The sequence below is a fragment of the Arthrobacter sp. P1_B4 genome (genome assembly GCF_056406555.1).
Genome location: NZ_JBFTZW010000023.1, coordinates 1 through 16743 on the forward strand (window position 1 = coordinate 1; position 16743 = coordinate 16743).

11 protein-coding genes and 1 pseudogene are annotated in these 16743 nt (G+C 66.9%); 11 read left to right on the forward strand and 1 reads right to left on the reverse strand.

From position 1 onward, the window contains the following. Positions 1-292, reverse strand: a pseudogene (locus AC1D1W_RS10410) (hypothetical protein); the annotation flags it as partial. A 185-nt stretch (positions 293-477) separates the two neighbouring features. Here AC1D1W_RS10410 and AC1D1W_RS10415 point away from each other — a divergent pair. From AC1D1W_RS10415 to AC1D1W_RS10465, 11 genes are all read left to right on the forward strand, one after another. Then, on the forward strand, positions 478-1416 hold the full coding sequence (locus AC1D1W_RS10415) for a LysR family transcriptional regulator (protein WP_476943621.1): 939 nt from the start codon (positions 478-480) through the stop codon (positions 1414-1416). A 129-nt stretch (positions 1417-1545) separates the two neighbouring features. Further along, the gene (ilvD, locus tag AC1D1W_RS10420; protein ID WP_026538934.1) at positions 1546-3267 is read left to right on the forward strand and encodes a dihydroxy-acid dehydratase; all 1722 of its coding nucleotides are present in this window, start codon (positions 1546-1548) and stop codon (positions 3265-3267) included. 379 nt (positions 3268-3646) lie between these two features. After that, positions 3647-5545, forward strand: coding sequence for an acetolactate synthase large subunit (locus AC1D1W_RS10425; RefSeq protein ID WP_476943622.1), 1899 nt, complete (start codon positions 3647-3649; stop codon positions 5543-5545). Positions 5546-5547: 2 nt separating this feature from the next. Continuing rightward, positions 5548-6060, forward strand: coding sequence for an acetolactate synthase small subunit (ilvN, locus tag AC1D1W_RS10430; RefSeq protein ID WP_018773531.1), 513 nt, complete (start codon positions 5548-5550; stop codon positions 6058-6060). A 78-nt stretch (positions 6061-6138) separates the two neighbouring features. Further along, the gene (gene ilvC / locus AC1D1W_RS10435; protein ID WP_026538933.1) at positions 6139-7164 is read left to right on the forward strand and encodes a ketol-acid reductoisomerase; all 1026 of its coding nucleotides are present in this window, start codon (positions 6139-6141) and stop codon (positions 7162-7164) included. Between the two features lie 127 nt (positions 7165-7291). Continuing rightward, a complete protein-coding gene (serA, locus tag AC1D1W_RS10440; protein WP_476943623.1) occupies positions 7292-8887 on the forward strand; it encodes a phosphoglycerate dehydrogenase in 1596 nt (531 codons plus the stop codon). Positions 8888-9092: 205 nt separating this feature from the next. Further along, a complete protein-coding gene (locus tag AC1D1W_RS10445) occupies positions 9093-11879 on the forward strand; it encodes an ABC transporter permease (protein WP_476943624.1) in 2787 nt (928 codons plus the stop codon). Continuing rightward, positions 11876-12643 carry an ABC transporter ATP-binding protein gene (locus AC1D1W_RS10450; RefSeq protein WP_476943625.1) on the forward strand — a complete coding sequence of 256 codons (768 nt, stop codon included), beginning with the start codon at positions 11876-11878 and terminating at the stop codon, positions 12641-12643. The genes AC1D1W_RS10445 and AC1D1W_RS10450 overlap by 4 nt, the downstream gene beginning before the upstream one ends. A gap of 9 nt (positions 12644-12652) precedes the next feature. After that, complete coding sequence (metG, locus tag AC1D1W_RS10455; protein WP_476943626.1) at positions 12653-14212, forward strand: methionine--tRNA ligase; 1560 nt, start codon at positions 12653-12655, stop codon at positions 14210-14212. 180 nt (positions 14213-14392) lie between these two features. After that, positions 14393-15445, forward strand: coding sequence for a 3-isopropylmalate dehydrogenase (locus AC1D1W_RS10460; protein WP_459385149.1), 1053 nt, complete (start codon positions 14393-14395; stop codon positions 15443-15445). A gap of 151 nt (positions 15446-15596) precedes the next feature. Then, on the forward strand, positions 15597-16709 hold the full coding sequence (locus AC1D1W_RS10465) for a branched-chain amino acid aminotransferase (RefSeq protein WP_476943627.1): 1113 nt from the start codon (positions 15597-15599) through the stop codon (positions 16707-16709). Positions 16710-16743 lie beyond the last annotated feature (34 nt).

A 16743-nucleotide genomic window follows, 5' to 3' on the forward strand; every position in this document is an offset into this window, starting at 1 on the left:
CCGTAGGACCGGCGGCACCCCCGGCCGCCGTCGGACCCGCGGCCGCGGCCGCTGCCGGGCCAGCCGGACTGGTCGCCACCGTCGAACTGGCCGCCGAACCGCTCGCCGTCGCCGCGCCAGGCACCGGCGTCGAATCGGCAGGGGTGCCAGAAGAAATGCCGGCAGAAGTGCCGGTGCTGGTGCCTGCAGCGGATGAGGAATCTGCGCCCGGGCGGCTCTTGTTGCGGTTCAGCAGCCGCCAGACCACAGCGACCACCACGATGATGACAACGAGCCAGACGATCCAGTCCATAGCAGAGCCTTTCAGTCCGTATTCAGCCCATGAGGCATGGTTGCCGATGCTTGACGTTACGTCCGGGCAAAGCCGGCTGTCCACCCTCCCGGCGGCCAAATGCCGGGCATTCCCGGAGCGGATCCCCGGCCCGGTGAGCAACCCGGAACCGGAATCAAACCCGGCCCGGCGTGTAGCCTCGCCTCATGGATTTCAAGCGACTTCAGATACTGCGTGAACTCGCCGGCCGCGGGTCCGTAGGCGCCACGGCCGAGGCCATGAAGGTCACGCCATCGGCAGTGTCGCAGCAGCTGAAGACCCTGCAGGAGGAACTGGGCGTCGTCCTGGTGGAGAAATCCGGCAGGGGAGTGCGCCTTACCGAGGCAGGGCTGGCCATGGCCGGCGCCGCCGCCGACGTGTCGACGGCCATGGCCCGGGCGGAAGCAACCATCGACACGTACCGGCGCGGCTGGCAGACACGGGTGGTGGCAGCCTTCTTTCCCAGCGCCGCGGAGATGTTCCTGCCGGGCATGCTGCACCGGGTCAAAGCCGTCGAGGGGCTCCGGTTCGAGGCGCACTTCGAGGACCCGGGCGTTGCCGGGTTCGCCGGGCTGACCGCGGACTACGACATCGTCCTGGCGCACAGCGTCGACGGTCCGGAAGTCTTCGGCGGCCAGGGCCTGACGGTGGTGCCGCTGCTGGACGAACCCCTGGACGTGGCTTTGCCGGCCGGGCACGCTTTGGCCGGCAAAGCCACACTGTGCGCCGAGGACGTCGTCGGCTTTCCGTGGATGGGAGTCCCCGAGGGTTTTCCCTTCGACACCGTGCTGCGCCAGATCGAGGTGCGGGCCGACTCGCAGGCGGTCCGGGCCCAGCAGTTCCCGGATCTGCGGGTCCTGGAAGCCCTGGTCAGCGCCGGGCACGGGCTGAGCCTGCTGCCGCGGTACACGGCGGTCGGCAACCAGGGCCGGGGGTTCGTCCTGCGACCGCTCGRGGGCGTGAAGGCCAGCCGGAGCATCGTGGCGCTGGCCCGTCCGGACGTGGCGGCCCGGACCACCATCCAGCAGGTCCTGGCGATGCTCAAGGCCGAGGCCCAAGGTGTCGCCGAGGCCCCGGAACTGCGTGACGCGGCTCACCGGGCCTAGGTCAAAGGGGGCCCCGGTTTCATGATGTGAGACGAGAGTCCACTATTTGATCGAAATATTCCCGGTTTTCCGCTTAACGCTCCGTTCTTGGGTCGTTGGCGCCTGTAGCAGAGCCCTAGACTTTGAGCCATGAGTCAGGACACCCAAACAGCAGCAGACACCAAGCCGGACATCAAGCCCCGCAGCCGGGTCGTTACCGATGGAATCCACGCCGCCCCCGCGCGCGGCATGTTCCGGGCGGTCGGCATGGGCGACGACGACTTCGCCAAGCCGCAGATCGGCGTGGCGAGCTCGTGGAACGAGATCACCCCCTGCAACCTTTCGTTGAACCGGCTCGCCCAAGGCGCCAAGGAAGGCGTCCACGCCGGCGGCGGGTTCCCCATGCAGTTCGGCACCATCTCCGTCTCGGACGGCATCTCCATGGGCCACGAGGGCATGCACTTCTCCCTGGTGTCCCGCGAAGTCATCGCCGACTCCGTCGAGACGGTCATGCAGGCCGAGCGGATCGACGGCTCTGTGCTCCTGGCCGGCTGCGACAAGTCGCTGCCGGGCATGCTGATGGCCGCTGCCCGCCTGGACCTGGCCGCCGTGTTCCTCTACGCCGGCTCCATCATGCCCGGCTGGGTCAAGCTCGAGGACGGCTCCGAAAAGGAAGTCACCCTCATCGACGCGTTTGAGGCCGTCGGTGCGTGCGCCGCCGGCAAGATGAGCCGCGAGGACCTGGACCGCATCGAAAAGGCAATCTGCCCGGGTGAGGGCGCCTGCGGCGGCATGTATACCGCCAACACCATGGCCTGCATCGGCGAGGCCCTGGGCATGTCCCTGCCCGGCTCCGCCGCACCGCCCTCCGCGGACCGCCGCCGCGACGCCTTTGCGCACAAGTCCGGCGAAGCCGTGGTCAACCTCCTGCGCCTGGGCATCACTGCCCGCGACATCATGACGCGCAAGGCGTTCGAGAACGCGATCGCCGTCACGATGGCCTTCGGCGGTTCCACCAACGCCGTGCTGCACCTGCTCGCGATCGCCCGCGAAGCCGAGGTGGAGCTGACGCTGGAGGACTTCAACCGGATTGGCGACAAGATCCCGCACCTGGGCGACCTCAAGCCCTTCGGCCGCTACGTGATGACCGACGTCGACAAGATCGGCGGCGTGCCGGTGATCATGAAGGCACTGCTCGACGCCGGCCTGCTGCACGGTGACTGCCTCACCGTCACCGGCAAGACCGTGGCCGAGAACCTCGCCGCGATCAACCCGCCGGACCTGGACGGCAAGATCCTGCGCGCACTGGACAACCCGATCCACAAGACCGGCGGCATCACCATCCTGCACGGCTCGATGGCCCCGGAAGGCGCCGTCGTCAAGAGCGCCGGTTTCGACGCCGACGTCTTCGAGGGCACGGCCCGCGTGTTCGAACGCGAACAGGGCGCGCTCGATGCCCTGGACAAGGGTGAAATCCACAAGGGCGACGTCGTTGTGATCCGCTACGAAGGCCCCAAGGGCGGCCCCGGCATGCGCGAGATGCTCGCCATCACCGGCGCCATCAAGGGCGCGGGCCTGGGCAAGGACGTCCTGCTGCTGACCGACGGACGGTTCTCCGGCGGAACCACCGGCCTGTGCATCGGCCATGTCGCGCCGGAAGCCGTCGACGGCGGCCCCATCGCGTTCGTCAAGGACGGCGACCGGATCCGCGTGGACATCGCGGCGCGCACCTTCGACCTCCTGGTCGACGGCGCCGAGCTCGAGGCCCGCAAGGTCGGCTGGGAGCCGCTCCCGGCCAAGTTCACGAAGGGCGTGCTCGCCAAGTACGCCAAGCTCGTCCACAGCGCCTCCACGGGCGCATACTGCGGGTAGTGCCTTCCCTGGGTGGACGGCGCTGAGCGCCGTCCACCCAGGGAGGACCAGCTAGTGGACACCAWTGTCCAAATAGTGAGACACGGGCCGGGCTCGTTGACACCCGTCTCACTCAGAGGGAAAACTGAACGCATGACCGAGATCGTTACAGCCGGAGCCACTGAATTTGAGTGCACTGCAGTCGAGAGCGCTGCAGGTGTTTCCGTCGTACTTACCAAGCGCGTGGCTCAATAGCCTTCACTGGTAACGAACCGTCACGCGCAACCCCTCGAAGAGCCCGCCGGCTGAGGGGTTTTTTTATTTCCCGCAGCACCAGCCGCACCACCAGAACAAAAACAGTAGTTCCACGATCACCGAAGATCCACAAAGGAAGAGTCCGATGAGCAAAGGATCGCCGATCAGCCCCTCGCTGATGGCCACCAAGTCCACTGGAGCCCACAAGGCTCCGGAACGCGTCGAACGTCCGGCTGACGCCGGCGTCGACTCTGCTGCCGTCTCTCCTGTCCTCGGACCGAACAACGTCGTACCCCCGACGGTCATGACCGGTTCGCAAGCAATTGTCCGCTCGCTCGAAGAACTCGGCGTAAAGGACATTTTCGGTTTGCCCGGTGGCGCGATCCTGCCCACCTACGACCCCTTGATGGCTTCCAAAATGAACCACGTTTTGGTCCGTCACGAACAGGGAGCCGGCCACGCCGCGCAAGGCTACGCCATGGTTACCGGACGGGTTGGCGTCTGCATCGCCACCTCGGGCCCGGGTGCCACCAACCTCGTTACCGCCATCATGGACGCCCACATGGACTCCGTGCCGATAGTGGCCATTACCGGCCAGGTCTCCAGCGGGGTGATCGGCACCGACGCATTCCAGGAAGCGGACATCGTCGGGATCACCATGCCGATCACGAAGCACTCCTTCCTGGTCACGGACCCCAACGACATCCCGCATGTGATGGCCGAGGCGTTCCACCTGGCGTCCACCGGACGCCCGGGCCCGGTCCTCGTGGACGTCGCCAAGGACGCCCAGCAGGGCCAGATGACGTTCTCCTGGCCGCCCAAGATCGATCTCCCGGGATACCGGCCGGTGGTGCGCGGCCACAGCAAGCAGGTCCGCGAAGCCGCCCGGCTCATTTCCGGTGCCAGCAAGCCCGTGCTCTACGTCGGTGGCGGAGTGGTCAAGGCCCACGCCTCGGCCGAGCTGCGTGAACTGGCCGAGCTGACCGGCGCCCCCGTGGTGACCACCCTGATGGCGCGGGGCGTTTTCCCGGACTCGCATCCCCAGCACGTGGGCATGCCGGGCATGCACGGCACGGTTTCCGCCGTGACAGCCCTGCAGCAGTCGGACCTGCTGATCACCCTGGGCGCCCGGTTCGATGACCGTGTGACCGGCATCCTGAAGTCCTTCGCCCCGAACGCCAAGGTCATCCACGCCGACATCGATCCGGCGGAAATCTCCAAGAACCGCACGGCCGACGTCCCGATTGTCGGCTCGGTCAAGGAGATCATCCCGGAGCTGACCGAGGCCCTGCGCCTGCAGTTCGAAGCCTTCGGCACCCCGGACCTGACCACCTGGTGGGCCTTCCTTAACAACCTCAAGGAAACCTACCCGCTCGGCTGGACCGAACCCGAGGACGGCCTCAGCGCCCCGCAGCGCGTCATCGAACGCATCGGCGCCCTGACCGGTCCCGAAGGCGTCTATGTCGCCGGCGTCGGACAGCACCAGATGTGGGCCTCACAGTTCATCAAGTACGAACGCCCGCACGCCTGGCTCAACTCCGGCGGCGCCGGCACCATGGGCTACGCCGTGCCGGCGGCCATGGGCGCCAAGGTGGGCGAACCGGACCGCGTGGTCTGGGCGATCGACGGCGACGGCTGCTTCCAGATGACCAACCAGGAACTGGCCACCTGCGCGATTAACAAGATCCCCATCAAGGTCGCCATCATCAACAACTCCTCCCTGGGCATGGTCCGACAGTGGCAGACCCTTTTCTACGAGGGCCGCTACTCCAACACCGACCTCAACACCGGCCACGACACGGTCCGCATCCCGGACTTCGTCAAGCTGGCGGACGCCTACGGCTGCGCTGCCTTCCGGTGCGAACGCGACGAGGACATCGACGCGACCATCCAGAAGGCGCTGGAGATCAATGACCGCCCGGTGGTCATTGACTTCGTCGTGAGCCCCAACTCGATGGTGTGGCCGATGGTCCCCGCGGGGGTCAGCAACGACCAGATCCAGGTTGCCCGCAACATGACCCCGGAATGGGAAGAGGAGGACTGAACATGACCCGCCACACATTGTCCGTTCTGGTCGAAGACAAGCCCGGTGTGCTGACCCGCGTCGCCAGCCTCTTCGCCCGCCGGGCCTTCAACATCAATTCCCTGGCCGTCGGCCCCACCGAGGTCCCGGGCATGTCCCGGATGACCGTGGTGGTCGACGCCGATGGCGAGCTGATCGAACAGGTCACGAAGCAGCTGAACAAGCTGGTCAACGTGATCAAGATCGTCGAGCTCACCTCCGAATCTTCCGTACAGCGTGACCACATCCTGGTCAAGGTACGTGCGGATGCCGCAACACGCCTGCAGGTCACCCAGGCTGCAGACCTGTTCCGCGCTTCAGTGGTCGACGTCTCCACAGAGTCGGTGGTCATTGAGGCAACGGGCCACCCCGAGAAACTCACAGCACTCTTGTCAGTGCTTGAGCCATTCGGCATCCGCGAAATCGTGCAGTCCGGCACCTTGGCCGTTGGGCGGGGATCCCGCTCCATGAGTGACAGGGCCCTCCGCAGCGCGTAACACCGCCGGAGCCGCCCCGTTGTACCGCAGCACCACAGACAATATCTACGAAGAATCCACTCAAAAGGAGACACCCCAGTGACTGAAATGTTTTACGACGACGACGCCGACCTGTCGATCATCCAGGGCCGCACCGTCGCCGTCATCGGTTACGGCTCCCAGGGCCACGCCCACGCCCTCAGCCTCCGCGATTCCGGCGTTGACGTCCGCGTCGGCCTGAAGGAAGGCTCGAAGTCCCGCGCCAAGGCCGAGGCCGAGGGCCTGCGGGTCCTGAACGTTGCCGACGCCGTCGCCGAGGCCGACCTCATCATGGTCCTGACCCCGGACCAGGTCCAGCGCCACGTCTACGCCGAGGACATCGCCCCGAACCTGCAGCCGGGCGACGCCCTGTTCTTCGGCCACGGCTTCAACATCCGCTACGGCTACATCCAGCCCCCGGCCGACGTCGACGTCGCCCTCGTCGCCCCCAAGGGCCCGGGCCACATCGTGCGCCGCGAGTTCGAAGCCGGCCGCGGCGTGCCGGACCTGATCGCCGTCGAGCAGAACCCGTCCGGCAAGGCCAAGGAACTGGCCCTCTCCTACGCCAAGGCGATCGGCGGCACCCGTGCGGGCGTCATCGAGACCACCTTCACCGAAGAGACCGAAACCGACCTCTTCGGCGAGCAGGCTGTCCTCTGCGGCGGCGCCTCGCAGTTGATCCAGTACGGCTTCGAAACCCTCACCGAGGCCGGCTACAAGCCCGAGGTCGCCTACTTCGAGGTGCTGCACGAGCTCAAGCTGATCGTCGACCTCATGGTCGAGGGCGGCATCGCCAAGCAGCGCTGGAGCGTTTCGGACACCGCGGAATACGGCGACTACGTCTCCGGCCCCCGCGTCATCACCCCGCAGGTGAAGGAAAACATGAAGGCTGTCCTCGCGGACATCCAGGACGGCACCTTCGCCAAGCGCTTCATCGACGACCAGGACGCCGGCGCGCCGGAGTTCAAGGCACTGCGCAAGAAGGGTGAAGACCACCCGATCGAGGCCACCGGCCGCGAACTGCGCAAGCTGTTCTCCTGGATCAAGAACGAAGACGACTACACCGAAGGGTCAGTCGCCCGCTAGGCATTGCCCGGCAGGGGAGCCGGACACCACATCCTGGGGTCCGGCTTCCCTGCTGTCCAGCACCACCCGCACCACCCGATTCACCAAAATCCCCACCAGATACACAAGAGAGCTAAAGAGGTCACCGGTGACAAGCACCAAACCTGTCGTACTCCTCGCTGAGGAACTTTCGCCCGCCACAGTCGAGGCCCTCGGCCCGGACTTTGAAATCCGCCAGACTGACGGCTCCGACCGTTCCCAGCTGCTCTCCGCGATCGCCGACGTCGACGCGATCCTGGTCCGCTCCGCCACCCAGTTGGACGCCGAGGCCATCGCCGCCGCCAAGAACCTCAAGGTCATCGCCCGCGCCGGCGTCGGCCTGGACAACGTGGACATCAAGGCGGCCACCCAGGCCGGCGTCATGGTGGTCAACGCGCCGACCTCCAACATCGTCTCCGCCGCCGAACTGACCGTCGGGCACATCCTGAGCCTCGCCCGCCACATCCCGCAGGCCAGCTCCGCCCTCAAGGACGGGGAGTGGAAGCGCTCCAAGTACACCGGCATCGAGCTCTTCGAGAAGAAGATCGGCATCATCGGCCTGGGCCGGATCGGCGCCCTCGTCGCGGCCCGCCTGAAGGGCTTCGACACCAAGATCCTCGCGTACGACCCCTACATCACCTCCGCCCGGGCCGCCCAGCTCGGCGTGCAGCTGGTGACGCTCGACGAGCTCCTGGCCCAGTCGGACTTCATCACCATCCACATGCCCAAGACCCCGGAAACCGTCGGCATGCTCGGCGCCGAGGCGTTCAAGAAGATGAAGAGCACGGCGTACGTCGTCAACGTCGCCCGCGGCGGCCTGGTGGACGAGGAAGCCCTCTATACCGCGCTGCAGGCCGGTGACATCGCCGGCGCCGGCGTCGACGTCTTCTCCAAGGAACCCAGCACCGACCTGCCGTTCTTCAAACTCGACAACGTCGTGGTGACCCCGCACCTGGGCGCCTCCACCGACGAGGCCCAGGAGAAGGCCGGCGTCTCCGTCGCCAAGTCCGTCCGCCTGGCTCTGGCCGGCGAACTGGTCCCCGACGCCGTCAACGTCGCCGGCGGTATCATCGCCCCGGACGTCCGCCCCGGCATCCCGCTGATGGAAAAGCTGGGCCGCATCTTCACCGCGCTGACCCATGCCTCCCTCACCCAGTTCGACGTCGAGGTGGCCGGCGAGATCTCCTCGCTCGATGTCAAGGTCCTGGAACTCGCGGCGCTCAAGGGCATCTTCGCCGACGTCGTGACCGAGCAGGTCTCCTACGTCAACGCACCCGTCATCGCCGAGCAGCGCGGCATAAACGTCCGCCTCATCACGACGCCGGACACCGAGTCGTACCGCAACGTCCTGACCCTGCGCGGCGCCCTCAGCGACGGCAGCCAGATCTCCGTCGCCGGAACCCTGACGGGCYCGAAGCAGATCCAGAAACTGGTCGGCGTCAACGGCTACGAGGTGGAAATCCCGATCAGCGAACACCTCGTGGTGGTTGCCTACTCGGACCGCCCCGGCGTGATCGGCACGATCGGCCACATCCTGGGCATGAACAACATCAACATCGCCGGCATGCAGGTGGCACGCCAGACGGAAGGCGGCCAGGTGCTGGCCCTGCTGACCATCGACAGCTCCGTGCCCCAGCAGGTCCTTGACGCGATCAAGGCCGGGATCGGCGCTGACATGGTCCGCGAGGTTGACCTCGAGGACTGAAATCCTCCCCGCGTGGCCCCGGCGGCGGCATGACCGCCGCCGGCGGCCACGAGAGGCCGGCCGGTCTGCGTACAATGGCTAGGACCGAATTTCGGGTCTTGGCCGGCAGACCGGCCTTTACTTTTGCACGCCCGGCACGGGGCGCCTTCACTTCCTCAGGAAATGAACTGCGGCGTGCGCACGCAATCCAGCTTTCAGGAGCCCAATGAACGCCGTCCAGAGGTTCATCAGAAGCAGAGTGCTTTTGCTGACCGCGTCCATTTTGATCGTGGCCATGTGCCTGTCCGTGCTCGTCCAGGGTCAGTCCCAGGCGGCGCTGAGCAGGACCGTGGACCAAAACTCCCGGGGGCTCTATGACGTCCTGGTGCAGGCCAAGGCGAAGGATAACGGCGGCCTGATGCAGCCCGACATCGCCACCGGCCAGGGCGGCATCAGCTTCGAGCAGCTGGATTCGATCCGCAAGCTCACCGGCACCTCTGTGGCCGCACCCATCAGCCTGGTCTCGCGCGTGACGCAGAACCTGGAGTCGCCGCGGCTGGACGCCACCGACTACCTGGGCTTCAACGCGGGCCTCGCGGGCACCTCCGGCGACCCGACCGCCACGGATCCGAGCAAGTGGCCGGCCGCGGAATCGGTACTGAGCGACACGCCGAAGAAATACCGCCTCACGGCCAGTGCCGTCAGCTCCGACGGCCACTCCGACCAGACCCTGTTCAAGACCACGGCCGAGGGCTCCCTCGGCAAGGCGAAGCTGGTCGAGGAACAGGTTGAGGGCGGCAAGAACGTCCGCATCCAGGGCCCGGACGGCGAGACCGGCATCAAGTTCCCCACCCCGGCCGGCGGCTCCGAGCACAACCTCTTCAACCTCTCCGTTTCCCTGCCGATGGCTCCGCAGGTGACCGAGTCCGTCGTCGCCGTCGACCCCGTCTCCGAACGCGCGCTGCTCGGCACGGCCGGTGACTTCCTGTCCCCGCTGGAGAAAGCCCCGCCCGCGGACGCACGCAACGCCGGCGCGATCGGCCGGCACTTCGAGAGCCTCTTCACCAACGGCATCAGCATGGATGAACTCAAGGAAGGCCCAGACTTCCTCGGCGTCAAGCTCAAGTACTGGGCACCGCTGATGACCCAGTACCAGCAGGCCAAGCGCGACGGCCAGCTCACCGACGATTCGCAGGCCATCCCGCTGATCGTGCGCTCGGGCACCGCCCTGGACCTGAAGTACTCGGTCAAAATCGAGGAAATCGACGACTCCGGCAACGTCACCAAGGACGTCGGCACCGTGACCCGCTCGCTGGACAAGGACTACCTGCCGTTCGTTTCCAAGTCCCCGTTCGCCCTCGCCTGGCCCGGGTCCAAGGATCTCTCCCAGCTCATGGGTGACACCGGATCCTTCAGCCAAGGCCTCTACAACCCGGCCACCTGGACCACCAACTTCGCCGCCGCCCCGGCGTATAAGGACGGCGAAACCGCCGCCAACGGCGCCGTTGACAAGAGCGCCACGCCCGGTGACTGGGTCACCGTGAACCGGCTGCCGGACAAGGCCGCCAACGGCGAAGCCGTCGACCAGACCCAGCGCGAGCCGGTAGACGAGCGCTCCTACCGCCAGAACCTCGAAACCGGCAAGAAGCTGGCCACGCCGCTGGCCATGGTCTACGGCACCTTCGACGCCGCGAACGTCAAGGAAGCTGCCGGCGACGTCAACCGGCTGCCCCTGGGCGGCTATGACCCCGCGCCGTTCACCCTGACCAAAGACGCGTCGGGCAAGGACGTCAACACCGAACTCAAGCCCTCGCTGAGCGCCACGGGGCTGGTCAGCCAGTCCGCCGGAGCCATCACGGACTACTACGGCCTCGCCGCCGCCCGCGGCTACGATGCGAACGCCAACGTGATCGACGCCGTCCGGGTCCGCGCCAAGGTTCCGGGCAGCTGGAAGCAGGCACAGCCCGAGGTGGAGAAGCTCGCCAACGAGATCCGCGACATGGGCCTGCAGGCCACCGTGGTGGCCGGTTCGGCCCGCGAAGACGCCAGCATCGCCGTTCCCGGCTACTCCAAGGACGACGCCGGCAAGGAATCGCCGCTGGGCACCGTGCAGCAGTCGTGGGTCCGCCAGGACGCCGCGGACGCCGTGTCCGGCTCGCTGACCGCCACGAACCTGACCCTGCTGTTCCTGACCCTCTGCGGTGCTGCCCTCCTGACCGGAGCCTCCACCGTCAGCTACATCCGCAAACGGCGCAGCGAGGCCGGTACTTTGCGCGCCATGGGCTGGACCCAGCGCAAGATCCGTTCCTGGGTGCTGGCCGAATTCGGCGTCGGCGCCGCGCTGCTTGCCGTCGTCGGTGTCGTCCTGAGCCTGATCAGCTGGAGCACCGCCACCGCGGTGGTCTCGGCGTCGGTCCTGGTGCTGTACGCCGGTGCCGCGTTCGTCGCGGCGCAGCAGCTGCGCCACCGCGACGTCGTGGACCAGGAGCCGCAACACGATGAACGGCTCATGGCGGTCGATTCCCCGCTGACCTTCGCCAACCGGCAGCTGAGCACCAACAAGTTCAACACCATCTCACTGGCTGTTGCCGTCGGTGTCTTCGCCGCGGCCGTCGGCGGACTCGTCGCCCTGCTGATCGATATTCCGCGGGCCGCCGGCGCCAGCGCCCTCAGCGGGCTGGCCGCGGCGAGCATCGCCCTGCCCAGCATCATCTTGGGCGTGTCCGGTGTTGCCGTCGGGCTGCTGCTGACCATGGTCACCGGCCGCTTCGAGCTGCAGGCCAAGCGCCAGTACCTCGGCACGCTGCGGGCCATGGGCTGGAACCCGGACATGCTGGGCCAGGTGCGCTTCTTTGAAAACGCCATGGTGGGAACCGTCGCGCTGCCGCTGGGTGTTGTGGGCGCCCTCGGCATCGGCCTCCTCCTGGCACCCTACGCCGCGCTGTGGGCCGCAATTGCCGGTCTCGTAGCTGTACTTTGCTGGATTCCGATTGCAACGAAAGTGGTCCAATGACTAACGAGCTGAACCTTGACCGGGAGGCACACGACCGGATGACCGCCAGCACCCGTCGCGGTGCGCACAAGACCCGCGCCAACACGATCGTGAAGGCCACGGACCACGCCACCCCGCTGGAACTGAGCAACATCACCATCCATTACGGCGGCGGCAAGGGCGGTGCCGAGGCCGTCAACGTCGTGGACGACTTCAACATGACTCTGCATGCCGGCGAAATGCACTGCGTCGCGGGCCGCTCCGGCTCGGGCAAGACCAGCATCCTGACCGTCGGCGCGGGACTGACCCTGCCGACGTCGGGCCGGGTGTTCTGGGAAGGTGACTCGCTCGAGACCATGGGCGACGACGAGATCGCCGACCGCCGCCGGGCCCTGATCGGCTACGTCGACCAGGGCGGTGCCCTGATCGACGGGATGAGCGCGCTCGAGAACGTCCTGCTGCCGGCCGTGCCGGACGGCGAGGTCGAGAAGCGCCGCGACATGGCGAAGGACCTCCTGGACCTCGTGGGCCTGGGCCGGCGCATGCGCCACCGCCCGGCGCAGCTTTCCGGCGGTGAACGCCAGCGCGTCGCAATCGCCCGGGCGCTCATTCTCGGCACCCGCGTCCTGGTGGTCGACGAGCCCACGGCCAGCCTGGACCGTGCCGCGGCCAACCGCATCATCAGCATCCTCAAGGACACCACCTCGGACGGCATTGCCGTGCTGGTGGCTTCACATKACCACGAACTGGTCCGCCAGAGCGATACCCTCACAGAACTGATCTAGATTTAGACCGTGACTTCAACTGATCAGACCCCGTTCTACATCACCACGGCCATCACGTACCCCAACGGGGTGCCGCACATCGGCCATGCGTACGAGTACATCGCCACCGATGCGATGGCCCGGTTCAAGCGCCTGGACGGGTACGACGTCTTCTTCCTGACCGGCACTGACGAGCACGGCATGAAGATCGCCCAGACCGCCGAGAAGGAAGGCGTCACGCCCAAGGAACTGGTGGACCGGAACGCCGAGATCTACAAGGCGGCGCACGCGGCCCTCGGGGTTTCCTACGACCGTTTCATCCGCACCACGGATGCCGACCACTACGCGGCGTCGCAGGCCATCTGGAAGAAGATGGAAGCCAACGGGGACATCTACCTGTCCAAGTACGAAGGCTGGTATTCGGTCCGCGACGAGGCGTTCTACGTCGAGGACGAGACCGTGGTCAAGGACGACGGGATCCGCTACTCGCGCGAATCCGACACCGAGGTCACCTGGACGGCCGAGGAGAGCTACTTCTTCCGGCTCTCCGCCTATCAGGACAAACTGCTGGCGCTCTACCAGGCCCACCCGGAATTCGGCGCCCCGCAGTCCCGCTTCAACGAGGTCATCAGCTTCGTCCGGCGCGGTCTGGAGGATCTCTCCATCAGCCGCACCACGTTCGACTGGGGCGTTCCCGTGCCCGGCAACGACAAGCACGTCATGTAYGTSTGGGTCGATGCGCTGACCAAYTACMTCACCGGGGTCGGCTACCCGGACGTCGACTCGGACTCCTTTAAGAAGTTCTGGCCGGCCGACGTGCACGTGATCGGCAAGGACATCTCCCGCTTCCACGCCATCTACTGGCCGGCGTTCCTCATGAGCGCCGGACTGGAGCTGCCGAAGCGGATCATGATCCACGGCTTCCTGCAGAACAACGGCGTCAAGATGTCCAAGTCGCTGGGCAACGTGGTGGCCCCCTCGGACTTCGTGGCCCAGTACGGCCTGGACCAGGTCCGCTACTTCTTCCTGCGCGAGGTCCCCTTCGGCGCGGACGGCAACTACAACCACGAGGCAATCGTGGGCCGGATGAATTCCGACCTCGCCAACAACTTCGGCAACCTGGCCCAGCGGTCGCTGTCCATGGTGGCCAAGAACTGCGAGGGCCGCGTGCCCGCGCCCGGCGCATTTTCCGCCGAGGACACCGCGATTCTGGCCCAGGCCAACGGACTGCTGGACGCCGCCCGGGCCGCGTTCGAGAAGCAGGAGTTCAGCCGCGCACTGGAGGCCATCTGGGCTGTCCTGGGGGACACCAACGCCTACTTCGCCGAGCAGGCCCCGTGGGTGCTGCGCAAGACCGACGTCGAACGCATGAACACGGTGCTCTACGTGACGCTCGAGGTGCTGCGGATCGTCGCGATCCTGGCCCAGCCGGTCATGCCGGTGGCGACGGCGGCGATCCTGCACACGCTCGGCCAGCCCGAGGGCGGGGCGCGCCAGTTCTCGGCCCTGGGCACTCCGATCGCCGCCGGCACGGAACTGCCCGCCCCGGCCCCGGTGTTCCCGAAGTACGAGGAACCCGCCGAAGCCTGAGCCCCCCACCCGGACGCTCCCGCAGATCCGGCGGCGTTTCGAGTGACGCTCCCGCACTTCCGTTTCGGAAGTGCGGGAGCGTTTCGTCTTTTCCTGCCGAAAGTGAGGGAGCGCCCGTAGGGGTGGCCGAATAGTGAGACAACTTGACCAGAATGTGGATCACTTGGCTACCCTGAAAATATGAGCGCATCCACGATTGATCTGGCAGTCATCCCGGGCGACGGCATCGGCCCGGAGGTCACCGCCGAAGCCCTGAAGGTCCTTGAAAAGGCCGCGGCCGCAGAAGGGATCGTGCTCCAGCAGACCCACTACAAGCTGGGTGCGGAGCACTGGCTCGCGACGGGGGAGACCCTGCCCGCGGCCACCCTCGCCGACCTCCGCACGCGCGACGCCATCTTGTTCGGCGCCGTCGGCGCGGCCCCCGGCGACACCCGGATCCCCTCCGGCATCATCGAGCGCGAGCTCCTGCTGAAGCTGCGCTTCAGCCTGGACCACTTCGTCAACCTGCGGCCCTCCCGCCTGTACGCCGGCGTCGGCAGCCCGCTCGCGAACCCCGGCGAGATCGACTTCGTCGTCGTCCGCGAAGGCACCGAGGGCCCCTACGTGGGGAACGGCGGCACGCTGCGCGCGGGCACCCCCCACGAGGTGGCCACCGAGGTGTCCCTGAACACCGCCCACGGCGTGGAGCGCGTGGTCCGCGACGCGTTCCGCCGGGCCAACGACCGCCCCCGCAAGAAGCTCACCCTGGTGCACAAGCACAACGTCTTGGTCTTCGCCGGCCAGCTCTGGAAGCGCACGGTCGAGGCCGTCGCCCAGGAGTTCCCCGACGTCACGCACGACTACCTCCACGTCGACGCCGCCACGATTTTCATGGTCACCGATCCGGCCCGCTTCGACGTGATTGTCACCGACAACCTGTTCGGCGACATCATCACCGACCTCGCGGCGGCCGTGACCGGCGGGATCGGCCTCGCCGCCTCCGGCAACCTCAACATGGACCGCACAGCGCCGTCCATGTTCGAACCGGTCCACGGGTCCGCCCCGGATATCGCCGGCCAGCAGAAGGCCGACCCCACCGCGGCCATCCTCTCCGCGGCGCTCCTGCTCGACCACCTCGGTTTCGCCGGCGCCGCCCGGAAGATCGAGGCGGCCGTCACGGCCGACGTTGAAGCCCGCGACGGCGCCGTCCGCACCACCAGCGCGATCGGCGACGCCATCGCGGCGGCGCTTTAGGCCCGGGCTGCATTTCCTGGACTGCAGGCGACTGCGGACACCGCAAAACCGTGCTGCCAACGGGCGTAAGCTTGTTTCGAATCACCAATATGCTGCCGTGGTCCGAGGGTGAACCACGTTCCCACACCAGGCAGCCGATCGTGGAGGAACCATGACTCAGACTGCCCATGGCGTCGAATTCACCCAGCACCTGTCGGAGACCCCGAAGTCTGCTGAAGAGCGTGCCGCCATCCTGGCAAACCCGGGATTCGGCGACTATTTCACCGACCACACCGCGATTGTGGACTACAGCGTCGACGCCGCCGGCAACGGCGGCTGGCACGACGCGCGCGTTGAGCCCTACGGCCCGATTTCCCTGGACCCGTCCGCCGCCGTGCTGCACTACGGCCAGGAGATCTTCGAGGGCCTCAAGGCCTACCGCCACGCCGACGGCTCGGTCTGGACGTTCCGGCCCGAGGCCAACGCCGCCCGGCTGAACAAGTCCGCCCGGCGCCTGGCCCTGCCCGAACTCCCGGAAGAATACTTCCTCGGCGCCATCCGCGAGCTCGTCGCGGCAGACAAGGACTGGGTCCCTGCCGGCGACGGCGAAGCCCTGTACCTGCGGCCCTTCATGATCGCCACCGAGGCGTTCCTGGGCGTGCGGGCAGCGCGGGAGGTCTCCTTCCGCGTGATCGCCTCCCCGGCCGGCAACTACTTCGGCGGCGAACTCAAGCCCGTCTCCATCTGGATCTCGCGCGAATACGCCCGCGCCGGCCGCGGCGGAACAGGCGCCGCCAAGTGCGGCGGCAACTACGCTGCCTCGCTGATCGCCCAGCAGGAGGCCGAGGCCAACGGCTGCAAGCAGGTTCTCTTCCTGGACCAGTTCAACGACAACGCCGTCGAGGAACTCGGCGGCATGAACGTCTTCTTCGTCATGAAGGACGGCTCGCTCGTCACACCCGCGCTCTCCGGCACCATCCTGGAGGGGATCACCCGGATGTCCGTGATCCAGGTGGCCCGGGACATGGGCCGGGAAGTCACCGAACGCAAGATCACCCTGCATGAGTGGCGCGACGGTGTTGCCTCCGGAGACATTGCCGAGGTCTTCGCCTGCGGCACCGCCGCGGTCATCACCCCCATCGGTGTGCTCAAGGACGCCACCGAGTTCATCGGTTCCGAGGACGCCAAGGCGGGGGAGACCACCCTGGCCATCCGCGCCCAGCTGCTCGGGATCCAGACCGGCACCGTGGAGGACACCCACGGCTGGCTGACCCGGCTGGCATAGCCACAGAACGTCTAAGTGCTCGACGGCGGTCCCC